General features: G+C 60.3%; 22 protein-coding genes. All 22 read left to right on the top strand.

The features are described from left to right. The first annotated feature begins 84 nt into the window (after positions 1-84). The 22 genes from MPN23_RS04525 to MPN23_RS04420 all read left to right on the top strand — a co-directional run bounded on the left by MPN23_RS04525 (position 85) and on the right by MPN23_RS04420 (position 16,017). On the top strand, positions 85-1,425 hold the full coding sequence (locus MPN23_RS04525; protein WP_243546400.1) for a DNA modification methylase: 1,341 nt from the start codon (positions 85-87) through the stop codon (positions 1,423-1,425). Beyond that, the gene (locus MPN23_RS04520; RefSeq protein ID WP_243546399.1) at positions 1,422-2,159 is read left to right on the top strand and encodes a UBA domain-containing protein; all 738 of its coding nucleotides are present in this window, start codon (positions 1,422-1,424) and stop codon (positions 2,157-2,159) included. Before MPN23_RS04525 ends, MPN23_RS04520 begins: the two co-directional genes overlap by 4 nt. After that, positions 2,146-4,116: a terminase gpA endonuclease subunit gene (locus MPN23_RS04515; protein ID WP_243546398.1), complete on the top strand. Its 1,971-nt coding sequence runs from the start codon at positions 2,146-2,148 to the stop codon at positions 4,114-4,116. The genes MPN23_RS04520 and MPN23_RS04515 overlap by 14 nt, the downstream gene beginning before the upstream one ends. A gap of 10 nt (positions 4,117-4,126) precedes the next feature. Then, the gene (locus tag MPN23_RS04510; protein WP_243546397.1) at positions 4,127-4,324 is read left to right on the top strand and encodes a helix-turn-helix transcriptional regulator; all 198 of its coding nucleotides are present in this window, start codon (positions 4,127-4,129) and stop codon (positions 4,322-4,324) included. 141 nt (positions 4,325-4,465) lie between these two features. Continuing rightward, the gene (locus MPN23_RS04505) at positions 4,466-5,764 is read left to right on the top strand and encodes an AAA family ATPase (protein WP_243546396.1); all 1,299 of its coding nucleotides are present in this window, start codon (positions 4,466-4,468) and stop codon (positions 5,762-5,764) included. Between the two features lie 4 nt (positions 5,765-5,768). Further along, positions 5,769-6,407: an RloB family protein gene (locus MPN23_RS04500; RefSeq protein WP_243546395.1), complete on the top strand. Its 639-nt coding sequence runs from the start codon at positions 5,769-5,771 to the stop codon at positions 6,405-6,407. A 116-nt stretch (positions 6,408-6,523) separates the two neighbouring features. Beyond that, positions 6,524-6,748 carry a hypothetical protein gene (locus MPN23_RS04495; protein WP_243546393.1) on the top strand — a complete coding sequence of 75 codons (225 nt, stop codon included), beginning with the start codon at positions 6,524-6,526 and terminating at the stop codon, positions 6,746-6,748. After that, positions 6,745-8,250 (top strand): phage portal protein, encoded by a 1,506-nt coding sequence (locus tag MPN23_RS04490; RefSeq protein ID WP_243546392.1) that lies wholly within the window; start codon positions 6,745-6,747, stop codon positions 8,248-8,250. The genes MPN23_RS04495 and MPN23_RS04490 overlap by 4 nt, the downstream gene beginning before the upstream one ends. After that, positions 8,247-9,494, top strand: coding sequence for a S49 family peptidase (locus MPN23_RS04485; RefSeq protein ID WP_243546390.1), 1,248 nt, complete (start codon positions 8,247-8,249; stop codon positions 9,492-9,494). Before MPN23_RS04490 ends, MPN23_RS04485 begins: the two co-directional genes overlap by 4 nt. Positions 9,495-9,503: 9 nt before the next feature. Continuing rightward, entirely contained in the window at positions 9,504-9,878 is a 375-nt protein-coding gene (locus MPN23_RS04480; protein ID WP_243546389.1) for a head decoration protein, read from the top strand. A gap of 9 nt (positions 9,879-9,887) precedes the next feature. After that, positions 9,888-10,892, top strand: a complete 1,005-nt coding sequence (locus tag MPN23_RS04475; RefSeq protein ID WP_243546388.1) for a major capsid protein — start codon at positions 9,888-9,890, stop codon at positions 10,890-10,892. Between the two features lie 9 nt (positions 10,893-10,901). Further along, the gene (locus MPN23_RS04470; protein ID WP_243546387.1) at positions 10,902-11,300 is read left to right on the top strand and encodes a hypothetical protein; all 399 of its coding nucleotides are present in this window, start codon (positions 10,902-10,904) and stop codon (positions 11,298-11,300) included. An 86-nt stretch (positions 11,301-11,386) separates the two neighbouring features. Next, positions 11,387-11,626 (top strand): hypothetical protein, encoded by a 240-nt coding sequence (locus MPN23_RS04465; protein ID WP_243546386.1) that lies wholly within the window; start codon positions 11,387-11,389, stop codon positions 11,624-11,626. Next, positions 11,623-11,781, top strand: a complete 159-nt coding sequence (locus tag MPN23_RS04460) for a hypothetical protein (protein WP_243546385.1) — start codon at positions 11,623-11,625, stop codon at positions 11,779-11,781. Before MPN23_RS04465 ends, MPN23_RS04460 begins: the two co-directional genes overlap by 4 nt. Continuing rightward, positions 11,781-12,002: a hypothetical protein gene (locus MPN23_RS04455; RefSeq protein ID WP_243546384.1), complete on the top strand. Its 222-nt coding sequence runs from the start codon at positions 11,781-11,783 to the stop codon at positions 12,000-12,002. Before MPN23_RS04460 ends, MPN23_RS04455 begins: the two co-directional genes overlap by 1 nt. Then, positions 11,929-12,522, top strand: a complete 594-nt coding sequence (locus MPN23_RS04450) for a transglycosylase SLT domain-containing protein (protein ID WP_243546383.1) — start codon at positions 11,929-11,931, stop codon at positions 12,520-12,522. The genes MPN23_RS04455 and MPN23_RS04450 overlap by 74 nt, the downstream gene beginning before the upstream one ends. Next, positions 12,507-12,905, top strand: a complete 399-nt coding sequence (locus MPN23_RS04445) for a hypothetical protein (protein ID WP_243546381.1) — start codon at positions 12,507-12,509, stop codon at positions 12,903-12,905. Before MPN23_RS04450 ends, MPN23_RS04445 begins: the two co-directional genes overlap by 16 nt. Continuing rightward, entirely contained in the window at positions 12,838-13,110 is a 273-nt protein-coding gene (gene lysC / locus MPN23_RS04440; protein ID WP_243546380.1) for an Rz1-like lysis system protein LysC, read from the top strand. The genes MPN23_RS04445 and lysC overlap by 68 nt, the downstream gene beginning before the upstream one ends. Next, positions 13,107-13,454: a hypothetical protein gene (locus MPN23_RS04435; protein WP_243546378.1), complete on the top strand. Its 348-nt coding sequence runs from the start codon at positions 13,107-13,109 to the stop codon at positions 13,452-13,454. Before lysC ends, MPN23_RS04435 begins: the two co-directional genes overlap by 4 nt. After that, entirely contained in the window at positions 13,451-14,131 is a 681-nt protein-coding gene (locus MPN23_RS04430; protein WP_243546377.1) for a hypothetical protein, read from the top strand. Before MPN23_RS04435 ends, MPN23_RS04430 begins: the two co-directional genes overlap by 4 nt. Positions 14,132-14,142: 11 nt before the next feature. After that, positions 14,143-14,601 (top strand): hypothetical protein, encoded by a 459-nt coding sequence (locus MPN23_RS04425; RefSeq protein WP_243546375.1) that lies wholly within the window; start codon positions 14,143-14,145, stop codon positions 14,599-14,601. A gap of 12 nt (positions 14,602-14,613) precedes the next feature. Continuing rightward, positions 14,614-16,017 (top strand): phage tail tube protein, encoded by a 1,404-nt coding sequence (locus MPN23_RS04420; RefSeq protein WP_243546374.1) that lies wholly within the window; start codon positions 14,614-14,616, stop codon positions 16,015-16,017.

Here is a 16,017-nt window from a genome sequence, read left to right as displayed (position 1 = left end):
CGACCGGATAAGCGCGTATCCGACCAGGAAAACTCCCAACCCTCGCGCTAGTAGACACCGAGGGCTTACCACGGGTGGGGTCGGATGGAAAAGCTCAAGCTGGAATTCTGGTCATTGGAACGGTTCGTCAGGTACGCAAGACGGCTCAGGAAGAACGAGGTGCACGTGGAAAAGATGATGCAAAGCATTCGGGAGTTCGGGTTTCGCGTTCCGGTGCTCGCCATGTCGGACGGCGAGGTCGTGGACGGGGATCTGCGTCTGCAGGCGGCGGAACGGCTGGGCATGGCCTCGGTGCCGGTTGTGCTGGCGGACGGGTTGAGTCCGGCGCAGGTCAAGGCGTTTCGCCTCATGGCGAACAGCTCGGCGGCGTGGGCGAACTGGGATGAGCAGGGTCTGGGGCTGGAGCTTCAGGAACTCCGGGCTTTGGAGTTCGATCTGGAACTGACAGGGCTGGACCTGTCGATCTGCGAGGACCTGCTGGAGCAGCTCCGGCTTGCCGGGGACGAACGCGACCCGGACGCGGTCCCGGAGAGCGGCGGGCCGTGGGTGACGGAGCCGGGCGACCTCTGGACGCTCGGGGAGCATCGGCTGCTCTGCGGGGATTCCACCAGCGTGCGGGACGTGGAGCGGCTCATGAACGGGGAGCTGGCGGACATGGTGTTCACGGACCCGCCCTACAACGTGAACTATGAGGGCAAGGCCGGGAAGATCCGGAACGACCACATGGCGGCCGAGGACTTCTACCGTTTTCTGTACGATGCCTACACGACCATGTTCCTGCACCTGAAAAAGGGCGGTCCCATCTACGTGGCGCACGGGGAATCCGAGGGCGTGGCCTTTCGCAGGGCGTTCGAGGACGTGGGCTTCAAGCTGGCCAGTTGCGTGATCTGGGTGAAGAACCAGTTCGTGATCGGGCGCAGCGACTATCAGCCGCAGCACGAACCCATCCTGTACGGCTGGAAGCCCGGCGCGCGGCATTGCTGGTTCGGCGGGCGCAAGCGGACCACCTCGGTCCGGCTGGACGGGGATGTTGTTCAAGTGGAGGATGATGGTCTGCAACTCAATCTGCCGAACCGGATTCTTCGTGTCTGCGGCCGCGATCTGGGCATCGAGGAACTGGTGCCGTCCGTGGTCTTCGAGAAGAAGCCGCTGCGCAGCGACGACCATCCGACCATGAAGCCCGTGGCTCTGGTGGAACGGTTTCTCCTGAACAGCTGCAAGCGGGGCGAGCTGGTGCTGGACCCGTTCGGCGGTTCGGGTTCCACGCTCATGGCCTGCGAGACCAACGCACGGCGCTGCCGGACCATGGAGCTGGATCCGCGCTTCGCGGACGTGATCGTGCGGCGGTGGCAGGAGTTCACCGGACGGCAGGCACGGCTGGATGGTTCGGGCATGACCTTTGCGGAAAAGGAGGCGCGGCAGTGACCGATCACGAGTTGCAGCAGCTGGTGGAGCAGAGCGCGTCAACGGACATGGCCTTTCTGCTCAAGGCCAAGGAGGATGCCAAGGCGCGCATGAAGGCGGACCCCAGCAAGGCGAACATCGCCGCCTTCAACAAGGCTGCCGAGGCCCTTGACCGACTGGTCCGGAACGGAAGGGACGCGGCCGGAAGAACGGGCAGCGGCAGGACGTTCGATTCCGTGGAGGCGGTGCGGCGATTCCTGTCCGAGAGCGGCTTTGCAGCGGCGCGGACCACGGTTTCCCGGCATCACGGCAAGGGGCTGTTCGGCAGGAACAGCGACGGGGTGTTCGAGGAGACTGCCGTGCTGGCCTATGCCGAGGCCCATCTCAAGCTGTCCGGCTCCGGGAAGAAGGTGTCCGAGGAGGACAAGGAGCGCAGTCGGCGCAAGTCCGAAGCCGAGATAGCCCTGCTCGAGGAAAAGCATCTGCGCGAACAGCTGAAGCGCAGGCGCGAGCAGGGCAGGCTGGTGGAGCGGAACGAGCTGGAACTGTATGTGGCGGCCCGGGCCGGAGTGCTGGAGTCCATGATCAAGTCCGAGTTCCAGAAGCGCATTCTGGAATACGTGGAGCTGGTGGGGGGCAGGCCCGGCCGGGCCAAGGATCTGCTTCAGGAACTCAACCATACCCTGGATGCCGCGCTGAACGAGTATGCGCGCACCGACAGCTTCGAGGTGGTGTTCCGCCATGACGACGCATAGTAGACAAATCGCGGTTTCCTCACGCTGGCTTCCGGATGGGGAATCCCGGCCCGAGAGCTACGTGTTCTCGCCGAGCAGGGCCGAGCGCAAGGCGTGCCGGAAGCGGCAGCACATTGCCCCGAGCGTGTGGGCACCAAGGCATCGCATCCTTTCCGAGGAATCCGCGCTGCCCGGGCCGTGGCAGAACGATACGGCCCCGTTCGTCACGCCGATTCTGGATGCGGCCTACACCTCGGGCATCGAGGAAGTGGACTGGTGCGCGGCTCCGCAGGTGGGCAAGACCGAGGGAGTGAACACGATTCTGGGCTATGCCATCGACCGCGACCCCGGGCCTGCCATGCTGGTGTATCCGGATCGGGACACGGCCAAGCACAACCTGAGCAAGCGCATCTTCGAAGGGCTGATCCGGCCGAGCGCGCGGCTGCGCTCCTATCTCACGGGCGCGGAGGACGACATTTCCTCGACCCGGATTCTGCTGGAGCACATGGCCATCTACACGGCATGGGCCAAGTCGCCGTCCTCCCTGTCCAACAAGGCGATCAAGCTGCTGATCTTCGACGAGGTGGACAAGTACCCGCGCACGTCGTCCCGGAAGGAGACCGGTCCCATTCCGCTGGGGGAAAAGCGGACCCGGACCTACAAGTGGTCGCGCAAGATATTCAAGATTTCGAGTCCCACCATCGTGACCGGGGAAATCTGGCAGGCGTTGCAGGCGTGTCAGGTCGTGTTCCATTTCTTTGTCCGCTGCCCGCACTGCGGCCAGTTCCAGCGCATGCACTGGGACCAGTTCCGGATGCCCGAGAACGTGCGTGACCCGGAACGGATCGAGACCGAGGGACTGGGCTGGTATGAATGCGAGTTCTGCAAGGGGCGCTGGGAGGATCATCATCGGGACAAGGCCGTGTCCATGGGCGAATACCGGGACATCCTCACGGGCAAGGAGCTGTTCGCGTATCTGCGGGAGCATCGCCCCAAGCGGATCGGCTTTCATACGCCTGCCTGGCTGTCGCGGTTCGTGCCGCTGGCCGAGGTCGTGGCCGCATTCCTGCGCGGCAGCAAGAAGCACGGGGGCACGGACTGGAAGGAGCGGGCCAAGGATTTCCGGAACGCCTACGAGGCGGAACCGTGGGAGAACTTCGAGGTGCAGCGCGAGGCGGACCGCATCTGGGAGCTGTGCGACAACCGGCCCCGGATGCTGGTTCCCGGCCCGGTGAACGGGATTCCGCGCGTGGCCGGACTGGTGGCCGGGGTGGATACGCAGGACAGGAGTCTGCCCTATTCCATTGTGGCGTTCGGCTGGGGGCAGGCCGAAGAGTCGTGGCGGATTCGGGTCGGCACGGCCCTGACCATCCCGGTTCTGGAGGAGATCCTGTGGGGGCAGGCGTACAGGGACGCGGAGGGCAACGAGTACCGCGTGCGCTGCGTGTTCTGGGATGCCATGGGACACCGGACCAAGGAGGTCTATGCCATGGCGGTCAAGCATCGCGGCAAGATGCTGCCCATCCGTGGGCGGGACACCCTGTCCACGCCGATCACGTTTTCCCCGATCGAATATTATCCCGGCACCAAGATCCGCATTCCCGGTGGCGTGACGCTGGCGAATCTGGACACCAAGTTCTTCAAGGACGACTTGAGCACCGCCCTTCAGGTGCAGCCGGGCGATCCCGGCGGATTCCACCTGTACGACAGGACGGCAATGCCTGCGGACTATGCGGATCAGATGTGCAACGAATACTTTGACGACGAGACCAACAAGTGGATCCAGCCCGAGCACAAGCGTGTGGATTTCTGGGACTGCGAAGTCTACGCCCGTGCCTGCTGGTACTATCTGGGCGGCGCGAACTGGGATCAGCCCAAGGCAAGGGTACAGCCCAAGCCACGGCCCGTGGCGGAACGGACCGTGACCCAGGCGGACATTCTAAACGGATTCCGGCCGAGCTGGTTCGGCCAGTTGTAGGGAGACTCACATGGAAGCAAAGCAGGATCTCGGCCCGGGCCTGAACTGGAAGCAGGCCATCAAACGTCTGGGGTGTTCCAAGAGCATGTTCTACTACCTCGTTGAAAACGGCGCGTTTCCCAATGCCTACCGACTCGGTCGCAACAAGGGAGTGAGAGTTCCCTTGGCGGATATTGATGCGTTTCGGGGGCAGAAACGGTTAGCATAAAATTTCTAAATTTGTGATATTGGTATCAATCCTATATAAATTTAGGTTGCAGTTGGGTAAATTCTGCCATAGTGATAGGAAAAATCCAAAAAATGGATACAAACGTAAAATAAATCGAAAGGCTTTCTGCGAGGAGTGGGCATGCTTTTGGAATTTACAGTTGGTAACTTCAGGTCCTTTGGAGAGAAACAAACTCTATTTATGCAACCAGCTCGCAAGCTGTCGGGATATCATGATATTTTGAATACTGGCATTTTTAGGGAGCCAGATGCTTTGCCTTGTGCTGTTATTTATGGGGCTAATGCGTCGGGAAAAAGTTCTTTATTGAATGCTTTTTCCTATTTGAGGTTGATTGTTAAGACCAGTGCTTCTCGTGAAAAAAAACAAAGCTTTTCTGATAAACGATTTAAGTTGAAAGCTGTATATCAGGATAAGCCTTCTGAGTTTGATATTAAGTTTGTTGGGCCTGACGGTAAGTTGTATACTTATTCTTTGTCGTTGAAGCCTGATCAAATTTTATTTGAAAAATTGACAGTCAGAGGTGCTGCAAAGGGGTCTCAATGCATCGAATTAATCCTTCGTGAAGAAAATGATGTTAGGTTGCACAAATCTATTCATTCGAACAAAAGTTTTTTAGACGTTTGGTCTGCAGAGGTTAATAAGCAAGAAACTTTTTTGGCGTTTTTAGCTAAAAAAGGCGATGTTCATGTTTTTGATCCTGTGATGGATTGGTTCTCAAGTTTTTTGGAAATTCCGTTGCGCAAAACCCGTCCTGATTATACTGCGACCCTTATCCATAATGGAGTACTGGATGTAAATTCTGTAATCTTGAAAATGGCAATAGCGGATATGAACATCCATGGGGTGCGTGTAGAAGAGCAGGAGATAGATATTCCTATTCTTTTGCGGCAATATATAACTGAAGAATTGGCCAAGGAAGGCGAAGATGCAAAATTAAAAGACAATCCAACCGTTGCGAATACGTATTTTGAGCATCTGGATACAGATGGTAAAGTCGTTTTGTTTGATTTGCTGGACGATGAGTCAGAGGGGACAGCAAATTATTATTCGTTGCTGGGGTATATTCTAATGGCTCTAAAAAACGGTTTTACCGTTTTTGCAGACGAATTAAATCGTTCTCTTCATCCATATTTGCTTCGCAAGATTGTTCAAATGTTCACATCGTCTAAAACCAATCCGAATAAGGCTCAACTTATTTTTTCAACACACGACACAACTATTATGGATAAAAAATTGTTACGTCCCGATGAAATCTATTTCACAGAGAAAAATAGTTGTTCTTTTGAATCTTCTCTTTTTAGTTTAGCAGAATTCAAAAATATTCCATCTGTAACTAAGAACGATCGAGGAGAATTATTTTCAAAAGAGTATTTGGCTGGGAATTTTGGGGCTGTCCCCAATATTGATTGGGGGGAATAAACAAATGGCACGGCGTAGTCGACCTACTAGGGACAGGCAAAAGAGATGTTTTGTTGTGTGTGACGGGGAGACTGAGAAAAATTATTTTGATTATGTGCTAGGAAGATTCTTAAATGACAAGAGGGGAATACAAAAGAAACTCACAATAAAAACTAAAATTGGGATACATCCGGATCATGCCAAGCGAGAATTGTGCAGAGCCCGTGAAAATTATGATTGCGTAATTTTTTTATGTGATTTGGAAAGACCAAACCTTGTTCCCGGCGATGTCCAAAGGATAAGGAATTTTGCTGCCGAAGTGAAATCATACAATTCCAGACAGCAACCGTGGCATATCTTTTACAATATGCCGAGCATCGAATATTGGTATATTCTTCATTGTGAATGTTGCACTCGGGCATTTCCTGATTCAAGAGCCGCTGAGAATCATTTAAGAAGAAATTGGTTGCCAGAGTATGAAAAGCCAATGCCCAGAAATTGTACAGAAGCAGAGTTTTTTCTAGCAAAAGTCGATGATGCCTTGCAAAACAATCGCAATGCACAACCTCTCGGGCAGCTTCGATACTCCATACCTAGTTGCCGTGATGCCACTAACCCTTATTCTGCATTGAAAGATATCATAAAAATTCTTTTAGATTTGTAAGTTTTTTTCATAGAATTTGAAAATGTGTTTTGGGGCTAACAAAATGCATTTTCTGTCCATGACGTCCATGACGTCCATGACGTCCAAGACAGCATGTCGAAATTCGACATATTATCTTGGGCATGAATATCTGGACCGAAGCTGAACTTCTTGAGGCCATAGCAACGACCAAGAAGGCGTTGCAGGAGGCCACTGTCCTTCGCGTGGACACGGGTGACGGCAGTCATGAGATGGCCAACCCGTATCAGCTGCGCGAGAATCTCGAATACTACAAGCGCGAGCTTGAGGCGCTGCGCGGACAGAGCGGACCCATTGCCGTGGTCGGGAGGGTGATCCCATGATCTCTCCTCTGGTCAGGTCTCGGGCCGTGGCGTTTCGCGGCGTGCGTTCTCGCGGGTTCGGGCGGGTGCGGTCGGTTGCCGGCCGGCATGAGGACATCCTGTCCAACTGGAATACGGGCCGGGCCACGCGGGACGGGGAGGCCCGGGAACGCGAGGTGATCGCGCGCCGTGCCGAGGAACTGGTGGACAATGATCCGAACGCGGCTTCGGTCATTGATTCCATGACGGTCAACATCGTGGGCGGCGGACTTCGGCCGCAGGCCAAGGTGGACCGCAAGCGGCTCGGGCTGACCGAGGACCAGGCCGAGGAGTTGCAGGACGCGCAGGAAAAGGCGTGGCTCCGCTGGTGCCCGGAAGCCCATGCCGGGGGCCGGGCCTTTTTCGGGGACATGCAGTTCCAGTCCCTGCACTCCGTCCTTGCCAAGGGCGAATTCTTCTATCTGCCCAGAATGCTGGACGAGGCGCGCTATCCCGAGCGCATCTTCTCCCTTGCCTTGCAGGACGTGCATCCGGCGCGACTGTCCACGCCCGTGGACATGCGCCAGCGCGAGGACATGGTGGACGGCATCGAGATCAACGACGACGGCCGCGCCGTGGCCTACTGGATCTGCAACCCGCCCAAGGACCAGTACGGCGAATTCCTTTCAAGCTCCCATTACGTGCGGATTCCGGCCCGGATCGGACATCGGCCGGGCGTGCTGCACGGATATCGGTACACGCGCGAGGAACAGTTCCGGGGCCGCAGCGTGCTGGCTCCGGCCATGAAGTTCTACCGGCTGCTGGGCAAGTCCGTGGACTACGAACTCATCGGTCAGATCATGGCCGCGTCCATGCCCGTGTTCATCGCGTCCCAGAACCCCATGGGCGCAGCCATGCCCATGGGCCAGCCCGATCCGCCGAGTCCCTACGACGAGTCCGGCCAGCCCAATCCCCTGTATCACCGGACATACTCGCCGGGCACCGTGCTCTACGGCGCGCCCGGGGAACGGCCGTACATTCTGGAATCCAACCGGCCGGGCAACAATTTTCAGGCCTTCGCCCATCTCATCATGCGCGCCATGGCCGCTGCCACGGGCATGCCCTACGAGGTGCTGGCCAAGGACTTTTCCCAGACCAACTATTCCAGCGCACGCGCGGCCCTGCTCGAAGCGTGGCGGGTGTTCATGGTCTACCGCAGCTGGGCCGGGGCGCATTTCTGCCAGATCACATGGAACATGGTTCAGGAGGAGGCGTACCTGCGCGGCCTGTGGTCCGTGCCTGCGGGTGCGCCGGACTTCTACGACGATCCCTTTGCCTATCTTGGCGTGCGCTGGATCGGCCCGGCGCGGGGCTACATCGATCCGGTCAAGGAAATCCTCGCCTACGTCAAGGGGCTGGAAAACAACATTTTCACCCATGCGGACGTGGTGGCCGAGCAGGGCGGCGACGGGCAGGAGGTCGCCGAGACCCGTGCCCGGGAGCGCAGGCGCGACCGCGATCTGGGGCTGGAGGCGATTTCATGAACGAGCTTTTGCAGCTGATGTCCGGTGTGTGGGCCATTTCCGAGGAAGGATTGCACAGCCTGATGCGGCGGGTCCGCCCGGGCGCGCAGGGGAGCGATTCCCCGGCCATGCTTTCCTTCACGGAACCGGAACGCTCGGACGGGCTGGTTCCGCGACAGGACTACGGCCGGGTGGCGGTGCTCGAAGTGTACGGCACGCTGGTCAAGCGGACCCGCTGGAGCTGGTCCGGCATTGCCTCCTACGAGAACATCCGGGCCTCGCTGGACGCGGCCATGGCGGATTCGGGCGTGGATGCCGTGGTGCTGGACATCGATTCCCCGGGCGGCAACGTGGACGGCTGCAAGGAGCTGGCGGATCACGTGTTCAGCCTGCGGGAGCGCAAGCCCATCTATGCTCTGGCAAACGGCACCATGACCAGCGGGGCGCAGTATCTGGGCGCGGCCACGGGCAATGTCTATGCGTCCAGCCCCACGGTTCGCGTCGGTTCCATCGGGGTGCTGGCCCTGCATACGGACTGGTCCAAGTGGAACGACATGCTGGGCATCAGCCCCACGTGGCTGCATTCGGGCCGGTTCAAGGTCATGGGCAATCCCGACGAGCCTCTTTCCGAAGAGGCTTCCCGCTATCTGCAGGGGAACCTTGATCACACCTACAACATTTTTCTTGCCGATGTGGCCCGGTATCTCGGGCTGGATCCGGCGCGGTCCGCCGACTGGGCGGACGGCAGGGTCCTTGACGCGGAGGCGGGACTGGAGCTGGGGCTGGTGAAGGGCATCATGACCCGGCAGGAACTCATAGCATCCATACAGGAGGAAGCCATGACGAAAACAGCGGCTCAGCTCCGGAACGACTACCCCGAAGCTGTGCAGGAGATCGTGAACTCGGTGGAGGCCAAGGCCAAGGCCGATGCGGAAAGGCAGAACGGCGAAGCGGTCGCTGCGGCCACGGCGCAGGGACGTGACGAGGTGATGACCATGGTCGGGGCCGTGCTGGGCGATGCGGCCAAGGACAGGCTGGAGCCGCTCATGGCGGCCGGGGTCACGCCCGAACAGCTTGTCGCCATCGGGTACACGCCCGAACAGACCGAGGCCAAGGCCGGGGACGAGGATGCCCGGGCCGCGATTCTGGATCAGCTCAAGGCGCAGGACCCCGCCGGGGTCAAGGCCGGAGCCGACCCGGCATCCATCAGCGCGGAACAGAAACTTCAGGCCCGCATCGACAGGATCGGCGGGTTGAAAATCTAGGGGGAGCATATGACCAGAGCCATGGCGGAATATCATGATTTTGCCGTGCGGGAATTCGTCGGTTCCCATCCCGTCATCACCATGGCGGCGGTGTTGGCCTCCACTGGCGAGGTGCAGGAACTGGCGGCCGGGACGGTTCTCGGCAAGGTGACTGCCAGCAAGAAGTATGTGGTGTGGGACGCGAGCGCAGGGGACGGAAGCGAGATCGCCGCGACCATTCTGGGCGAGGACGTGACGGTCCCGGCGGCTGGCGACGAGGCGGCCCTGCGCTACGTGCATGGCGAGTTCAGGAAAAACGGCCTGACCTGGGACCCGGATGCCGACGAGGCCGCCATTGACGCGGCCATCGAGGCTTTGGCCAGCAAGGGCATCTACGTCAAGTAGGGAGGCGACATGGAACTTTTCGACAGAAGGACGCTTACCGGCATCATCGACCGCCGTCCGGTCAAACCCAAGCTGTTCAAGGAGCTCTTCTTTTCCAGAAGGAATCCTCTGGACACGACCACGGCCCAGCTCGACATCATCGTGGGCGGCAAGTCTCTGGTGCCCTTCGTGACCAAGTTCGAGGGCGGCACGCTCATCGAGGGGACCACGCGGGAATCGCAGGTCGTGGAAACCCCGCGCATGCGGCCCAAGATGCACTTTTCCGCCTGCAATCTGCTCGACTTCCGGCAGGCCGGGGAACCGCCCGTGATCAAGCCCGGGGTCACTGACGACCGCGTGGACAAGGCCATTGCCACGGACATGCAGGAACTCAAGGACCGGGTGGAGATCACGGTGGAGTACATGGCGGCCAAGTCCCTGCAGGGCGGCAAGATTCCCCTTGTCGGGGAGACCTTTCAGGGCGAGGTGGACATGCGCATGCCTGCCTCGCACATCATCGTGCTCGGAGCCGGGGACACCTGGGCCGATGCCGGTGCCGATCCGTGCGAGGATCTGGAAGTCTGGGCCGACCTGATCGTGGACGCGACCGGCCTGACTCCGGATGTCTGCGTTCAGGGAGTCAATGCCTGGCAGGCGTTCCGCAACAACGCCAAGGTGCAGGGCGAGCTGGACAACCGGCGCATGGAGACCGGGCAACTGGCTCCCGAGGTGGGCAAGGCGTATCGCGGCCACGTCAACGGCGTGGACATCTACCGCTACGGCGGCTCCTACCACGATGCGGCCGGGCAGGTGCAGAAGCTCATGCATCCGGACTACGTGGTGTTCGGCTGCACCGAGGCGGAAACCACCATCGACTTCGGCCTGCCCGAGGATCTGGAGAACAGCGGCCCCGTGGAATACTTCGCCAAGAGCCGGATCAACTGGGATCCGTCCTATCTGGAGTTTCTGGCCGAGTCCCGGCCCCTGCCGTGGCTCAAGCAGCCCGATGCCTTTGTCTTCGTCAAGGTCGTGTAGGGGGACATCATGGCAAGCAAGGAAAGGATGAACGTGATTCTGACCGTGGCCTACAAGCAGGGCGGCACGACCATGGCTCCGGGAAGCCGGGTCGAACTCCCGGTCAAGCAGGCGCAGGCCCTGATCGACAACGGCCATGCCCTTGATCCGGGAAGCCTGTTTCCCGAGGCCCCGGAAGGCGACAAGGCCGTGAAGGTGTTCAAGGACAAGATCGCCGAGTTGCAGGCTTCGCTCAAGCAGGCCAAGGCCGCCAAGGCCGAAGCGGACACGCTTCTGGCCGGGGCCGAGTCCGGCCTCAAGTCCCTGAGCCGGGCCGTTCTCGATCTGGATCCCGAGGCCAAGTCGCTTCCGGATTCCGTGGCCGAGATGCAGGAAAAGCTGCGGACGGCCCTGTCCAAGGCTCCCTAGGCAGCAACCTCCGTCCCTTTTGCCGGTCCGGTCTGCGGCAAGCGCCGGGCTGGCAAGAGGGGAACGGGCAACCACAGGAAGGACGGATGACGTTTACCCCTGCCGAAGCCTTGTTGAGCACGCTGCTGGTCACGGTGATCACGGCGGCGGTTGTCCGGGCCTGGGATGCCCGCAAGTTCGTGACCTGTGACGAATGCAAGGCTCGACACGAGGCCGACAAGGAAGCCGTGCGCATCGTTTATCGCATGGTCCGCGCCCTGATAGTCCATTCGGATATGCCCAAGGAGGAAAAGGAAAAGATTCTGAACGACAGGAGCGTGGAATGATCACGGCACTGCTGGCGTTCCTTCAGCATCACCTGAACGGGCTGCACATGGAGTGCCGCCTTGTGGGATTCGGTTTTTCCCGGTCTCGCGCCAGACGCGTGGCGCGGCTCTGGGAAAAGGCGATTCGGCCAATACTCTACCGCAAGGAGGGGTGATGTTGGAACTCATCGGCATCCAGTATCTGACCACAGCCCTGTACGCCATGACCGCACTGGTGCTCGTGCTGGGGCTTCTGCGCTGGCTCGACAAGAGCGCGGGGCGGCCCTGGGGCGACGTTATCGACATAATCAGGGAGGATCCCCATGCGGCTGCGCTGTATTACGGTGTGCGCTTTGCTGGCGCTTGCCTGCTCGTTGGCCTGGTCATGTCCAGCTAGGGCGGGACAGGGCATTCCCGGCAGGTACGATTCCCTGATCCGGTCTGCGGTCCATCGCTGGTGGCCGCGCGTTCCGCATGCGGACTGGCGGTACTGGAAGGCGCAGCTCTATCAGGAGTCCCTGCTGGATCCGGACGCGGTTTCCCCTGTGGGCGCGCGCGGACTGGCCCAGTTCATGCCCGGCACATGGCGCGAGGTCGCCGGACAGCTGGGGCTGGGAGCGGTGTCGCCGCATGCGGTGCGGCATGCCATCAATGCCGGGGCCTACTACATGGCCCGGCTCTATCGCGCCTGGTCCAGCCCGCGTCCGGACCCGGACCGCTGGGATCTGGCCCGGGCCAGCTACAACGCGGGCATGGGCAATCTGCTCAAGGCCCAGCGCAGGGCGGGCGGGGCAACCGGGTTCGCGGACATCATGGCCGCGCTGCCGCAGGTCACGGGCCATCACAGCCGGGAGACCATCACCTATGTGGAACGCATCCACCACATCTACCGGAGGCTGACATGTGGACGGCGCTGATTGCCCGGGCCGCGTCCCTGTTCGGCGGTTCCCGGCTCGTGAAGTGGCTGGTGGCCGGAATTGCGGCCGTGGCGATCGTCGCGGCCTTCGGATGGATCCTGCGCGACAATGCGCACAAGGACGCGGCTCTGGCCCGGGCGAATGCGGCAAACGCCGCGCTCCGGTCCGCGCATGCGGCCAGCCGGGCCGCGCTTGCCGAGATGGAGGCTGCGGACGCGGCCAAGGAAGCGGCTCTGGCCGAACGGGAGAAAACCATTTCCGCAATCAACGCCGACCGTGCGGCCCTGCGCCGCCGGTGGCAGGAGGCTTTGCGCCATGACGAAACTGTACGCGACTGGGCTGACACTCCTCTGCCTGATGCTGTGCGCGGCATGCTCCGGTAGGCAGCAGCCCGAGGTGGTTGCCGTGCCCCGAATCGTGCGCGTGACTCCGCCCGCACATCTGCTGGCGGACACGCCTGCCCCGGATTGCCGCGATGCCCGGACCAACGGGGACCTGCTGCAATGCGTTCAGGACTATCGGTCCGCGCTCCGGCAGTGCAATGCGGACAAGGCCGCGATCAGGGCGGGCATGGAGGGCAGGCCATGAGCATGGAATATGCGGCGCGCGTGATTCTGGATCGGCAGGGCCAGCCCGTGACCTATCAGCCGTGCGAGGGCGAGGCGCGGGAACTCACGGCTCTGGTCATCGATCACGGCTTCGGGTCCACGCCGTCCGGCTGGGACAGCAATTTCTTCGAGGGACAGGCCAGATACGCGGAACTCAAAATCGTGTTCAGCGACATGACGGATGCGCCCGGGTACCGGGATGCCTTTGTCTTCAACGGATTCACCTACGATGTGCGCGCGGCGTATCCGGTTCCCAAGACCGGGGCGAGAAAGATGTGGTGGGTCGTCTACGGCGTGGCCGATCAATGCGGGGTGTTCGCATGACCAGTTTCGAGGGACGAGTTCCTGTTCCCACAAAATGGGTGGACAAGGATGGCGTTGATCGGATTCGTGTCCGTCACTATCCCTTCCATTCGAAGGCCACGGGTTCCATGCTGGAAATTCGTGATGGTGTAACGCCATTTCTCGCCTACTGCGCCCGCACCTTTCCCAACGAAATGAACAAGGCTCTCGGCCACATTGGGTGGTGGATGCGCAAGCGGATTCAGGAAGCGGTCTACAAGGAGAAGCCGCAGGGGACACACTGGCCTGCGTTGTCCGACATCCAGCGGATGCGCACTCTGGATGACGTCAAGCGTGAGCGATTGGGCAAGAGTCTCCGCGCACCGGCGACTCACGCTTTCGGACAACTGGTCAAGGCAGTGGGCTACAAACGAGACAAAGCGCTCATGCGTGTGCGCATCGGCTGGCTTTCCAGGGCGGCTGCGGCCAAGGCTGCCAAATTGCAAGCCGGGTTTTCCACTCCGGTTACCCTGAAGATGAAACGTTTTTTTGCCGCCGCAGGACTTGGCATCCCGGAAGGCGGTTCCATCCGCACCGAGGGACGCGAGCTGATCCGGCCCATGTTCGAAGCCTCCCAGCGCGAGGTCATGCAGCGCATCGAAGACAAGATTCACAGCTACCTTTTCCGCGCGGAGCGGAAGTTCAAGCTGGTGGCATAGGAGAAGATATTATGGACACCACCAGTCTGGACATCGCCGAGACCTGGTACGAGGCTCTGCTCGCTTCCGTGGCCGTCAATGAACATTGTCAGGCCGCGTTCGGCAAGCTGCCGTCCATGTTCCTGGATTTCGACAAGCGGGACAAGCACGGCGCACAGCAGGTGCCGTATATCGGTGTCATCCCCATGGCCGATCGCGACGGCGATGAAATCGGCATGGGAGTTCATTCCATTCTGCTGGTGCTCGGCATCAAGGACGACGACACGGTCGAGGACGCAGGAGGCCGCGGCGTTCGCTACATGGGCGGCAAGACTCTCCAGCGGTTCGAATCCGTGGTGCGATCCTTTCTCGCATCGCTCCGATATCCCCTGTCCGACTGGCAGGCGGAGAAATCCAACCCGGGCAACGGCTACTTCGAAAAGCATATTTTCATCACCGTCAACCTGCCCAACACCCTTGGGCGAGCATAGAGGAGATCTGGCATGACCCAGGCAAGAGGATACAAAGGCAAGTTGCTCGTGGATATCGAGGCGGCTTTCGGCGTGGCCCCGACCATCAGGAAGACCCACCTCATGCCCTACAACACCTGCGATCTGTCCGCCTCGCGCGAGCAGAATACGGCGGCGACCATCACCGGCTCGCGCAACCCCGTGGCCCCGTTTCAGGGCAACGTGGACGTGCAGGGTACGGCTGAAGTGCCGGTTGACGCGCACAGTTTCGGCCTGTGGCTCGTGGGGATGTTCGGTATGCCGACCACTTCGGCCGTGGCTGCGGTCAATCTGGATGCCGGGGACGCCGTGGACAAAGGCTCCGGCAAGGTCGGCCTGCCCGCTACGGGGCATGGATTCGAGGCCGGGGCAACCATCGTGCTTTCCGGTACCACCAGCTACGACGGCGCCCACATCCTGCAGCCGGAAACTTCCTCGAATGAACTGGTGATTTTGGCCAGCTTCACGGGGGAGACGTTTTCGACCACCGACGAGGCGCAGCTGGCGGCTCGGGTCAATCTGGATGCCGGAGACGCCGTGGACAAGGGAAACGGTCTCGTCGGCCTGTCTGCCGCCGGCCATGGTCTCGCCGTGGGGGCAGAAATCGTCATCGCCGGGACCACCAACTACGACGGCACCTACATGGTCAAGCGCGGTACCTCCATCGGCGAGATCGTCATCGAGGAAACCTATGCTGCCGAAACGTTCGACGGTTCCGAAACCGTCACTGCCCTGTTTCGGGACCACGTGTTCAAGATCGCGGAGAGCATGCCTTCCCTGGGTGTGGAAAAGCAGTTTCCGGACATTCCTGCCTATCTTCTTGCCAGCGGCATCAAGATCGGTTCCTGCGCCCTTTCCGTGGGCGGTTCCGACGAACTGACCGCCTCCCTGTCTCTGGTCGGGCGAGACGAGACGCGCAACGCCGCCGTCTACGACGCCAATCCTGTGGAGTTGCCGTTCAACCGCTTCGGCAACTTTCAGGCGCGAATCATCGAAGGCGGCACGCTGCTCTCCAGCCGCAACAAGACCGTGAACATCAACCTCGATTTCGGTCTGGACACCGACCAGTACACCCTCGGCGATGGCGGCGTGCGTGGCGACATCCCCGAGGGGCTGACCACCGTCTCCGGCGACATCGAGGCCCTGTTCACCGATACCCGCTTTCTGGACAAGGCCGAGGCCGGCACGCGTTCCAGCGTGGAAGTCCAGCTGGTCAACGGCGGCTACAAGCTGTCCGTGGCCATGCCCGAGGTGGAATACCAGCGCAAGACTCCCGGACTCGCCGGTCCGCGGGGGGTGCTGGAAAACTTCTCCTTTGCGGCGTTTCACGACACCGATTCCGCAGGTTCCGCCGTGGTCGTGACCCTGCGCAACGAGATCAAGAACTGGACGGAGTAA

The sequence above is a fragment of the Pseudodesulfovibrio tunisiensis genome (assembly GCF_022809775.1).
GTDB classification, from domain to species: Bacteria; Desulfobacterota; Desulfovibrionia; order Desulfovibrionales; family Desulfovibrionaceae; genus Pseudodesulfovibrio; species Pseudodesulfovibrio tunisiensis.
The sequence above is the reverse complement of the archived record's forward strand: the minus strand, read 5'-3'. Positions and strand labels throughout refer to the sequence as shown.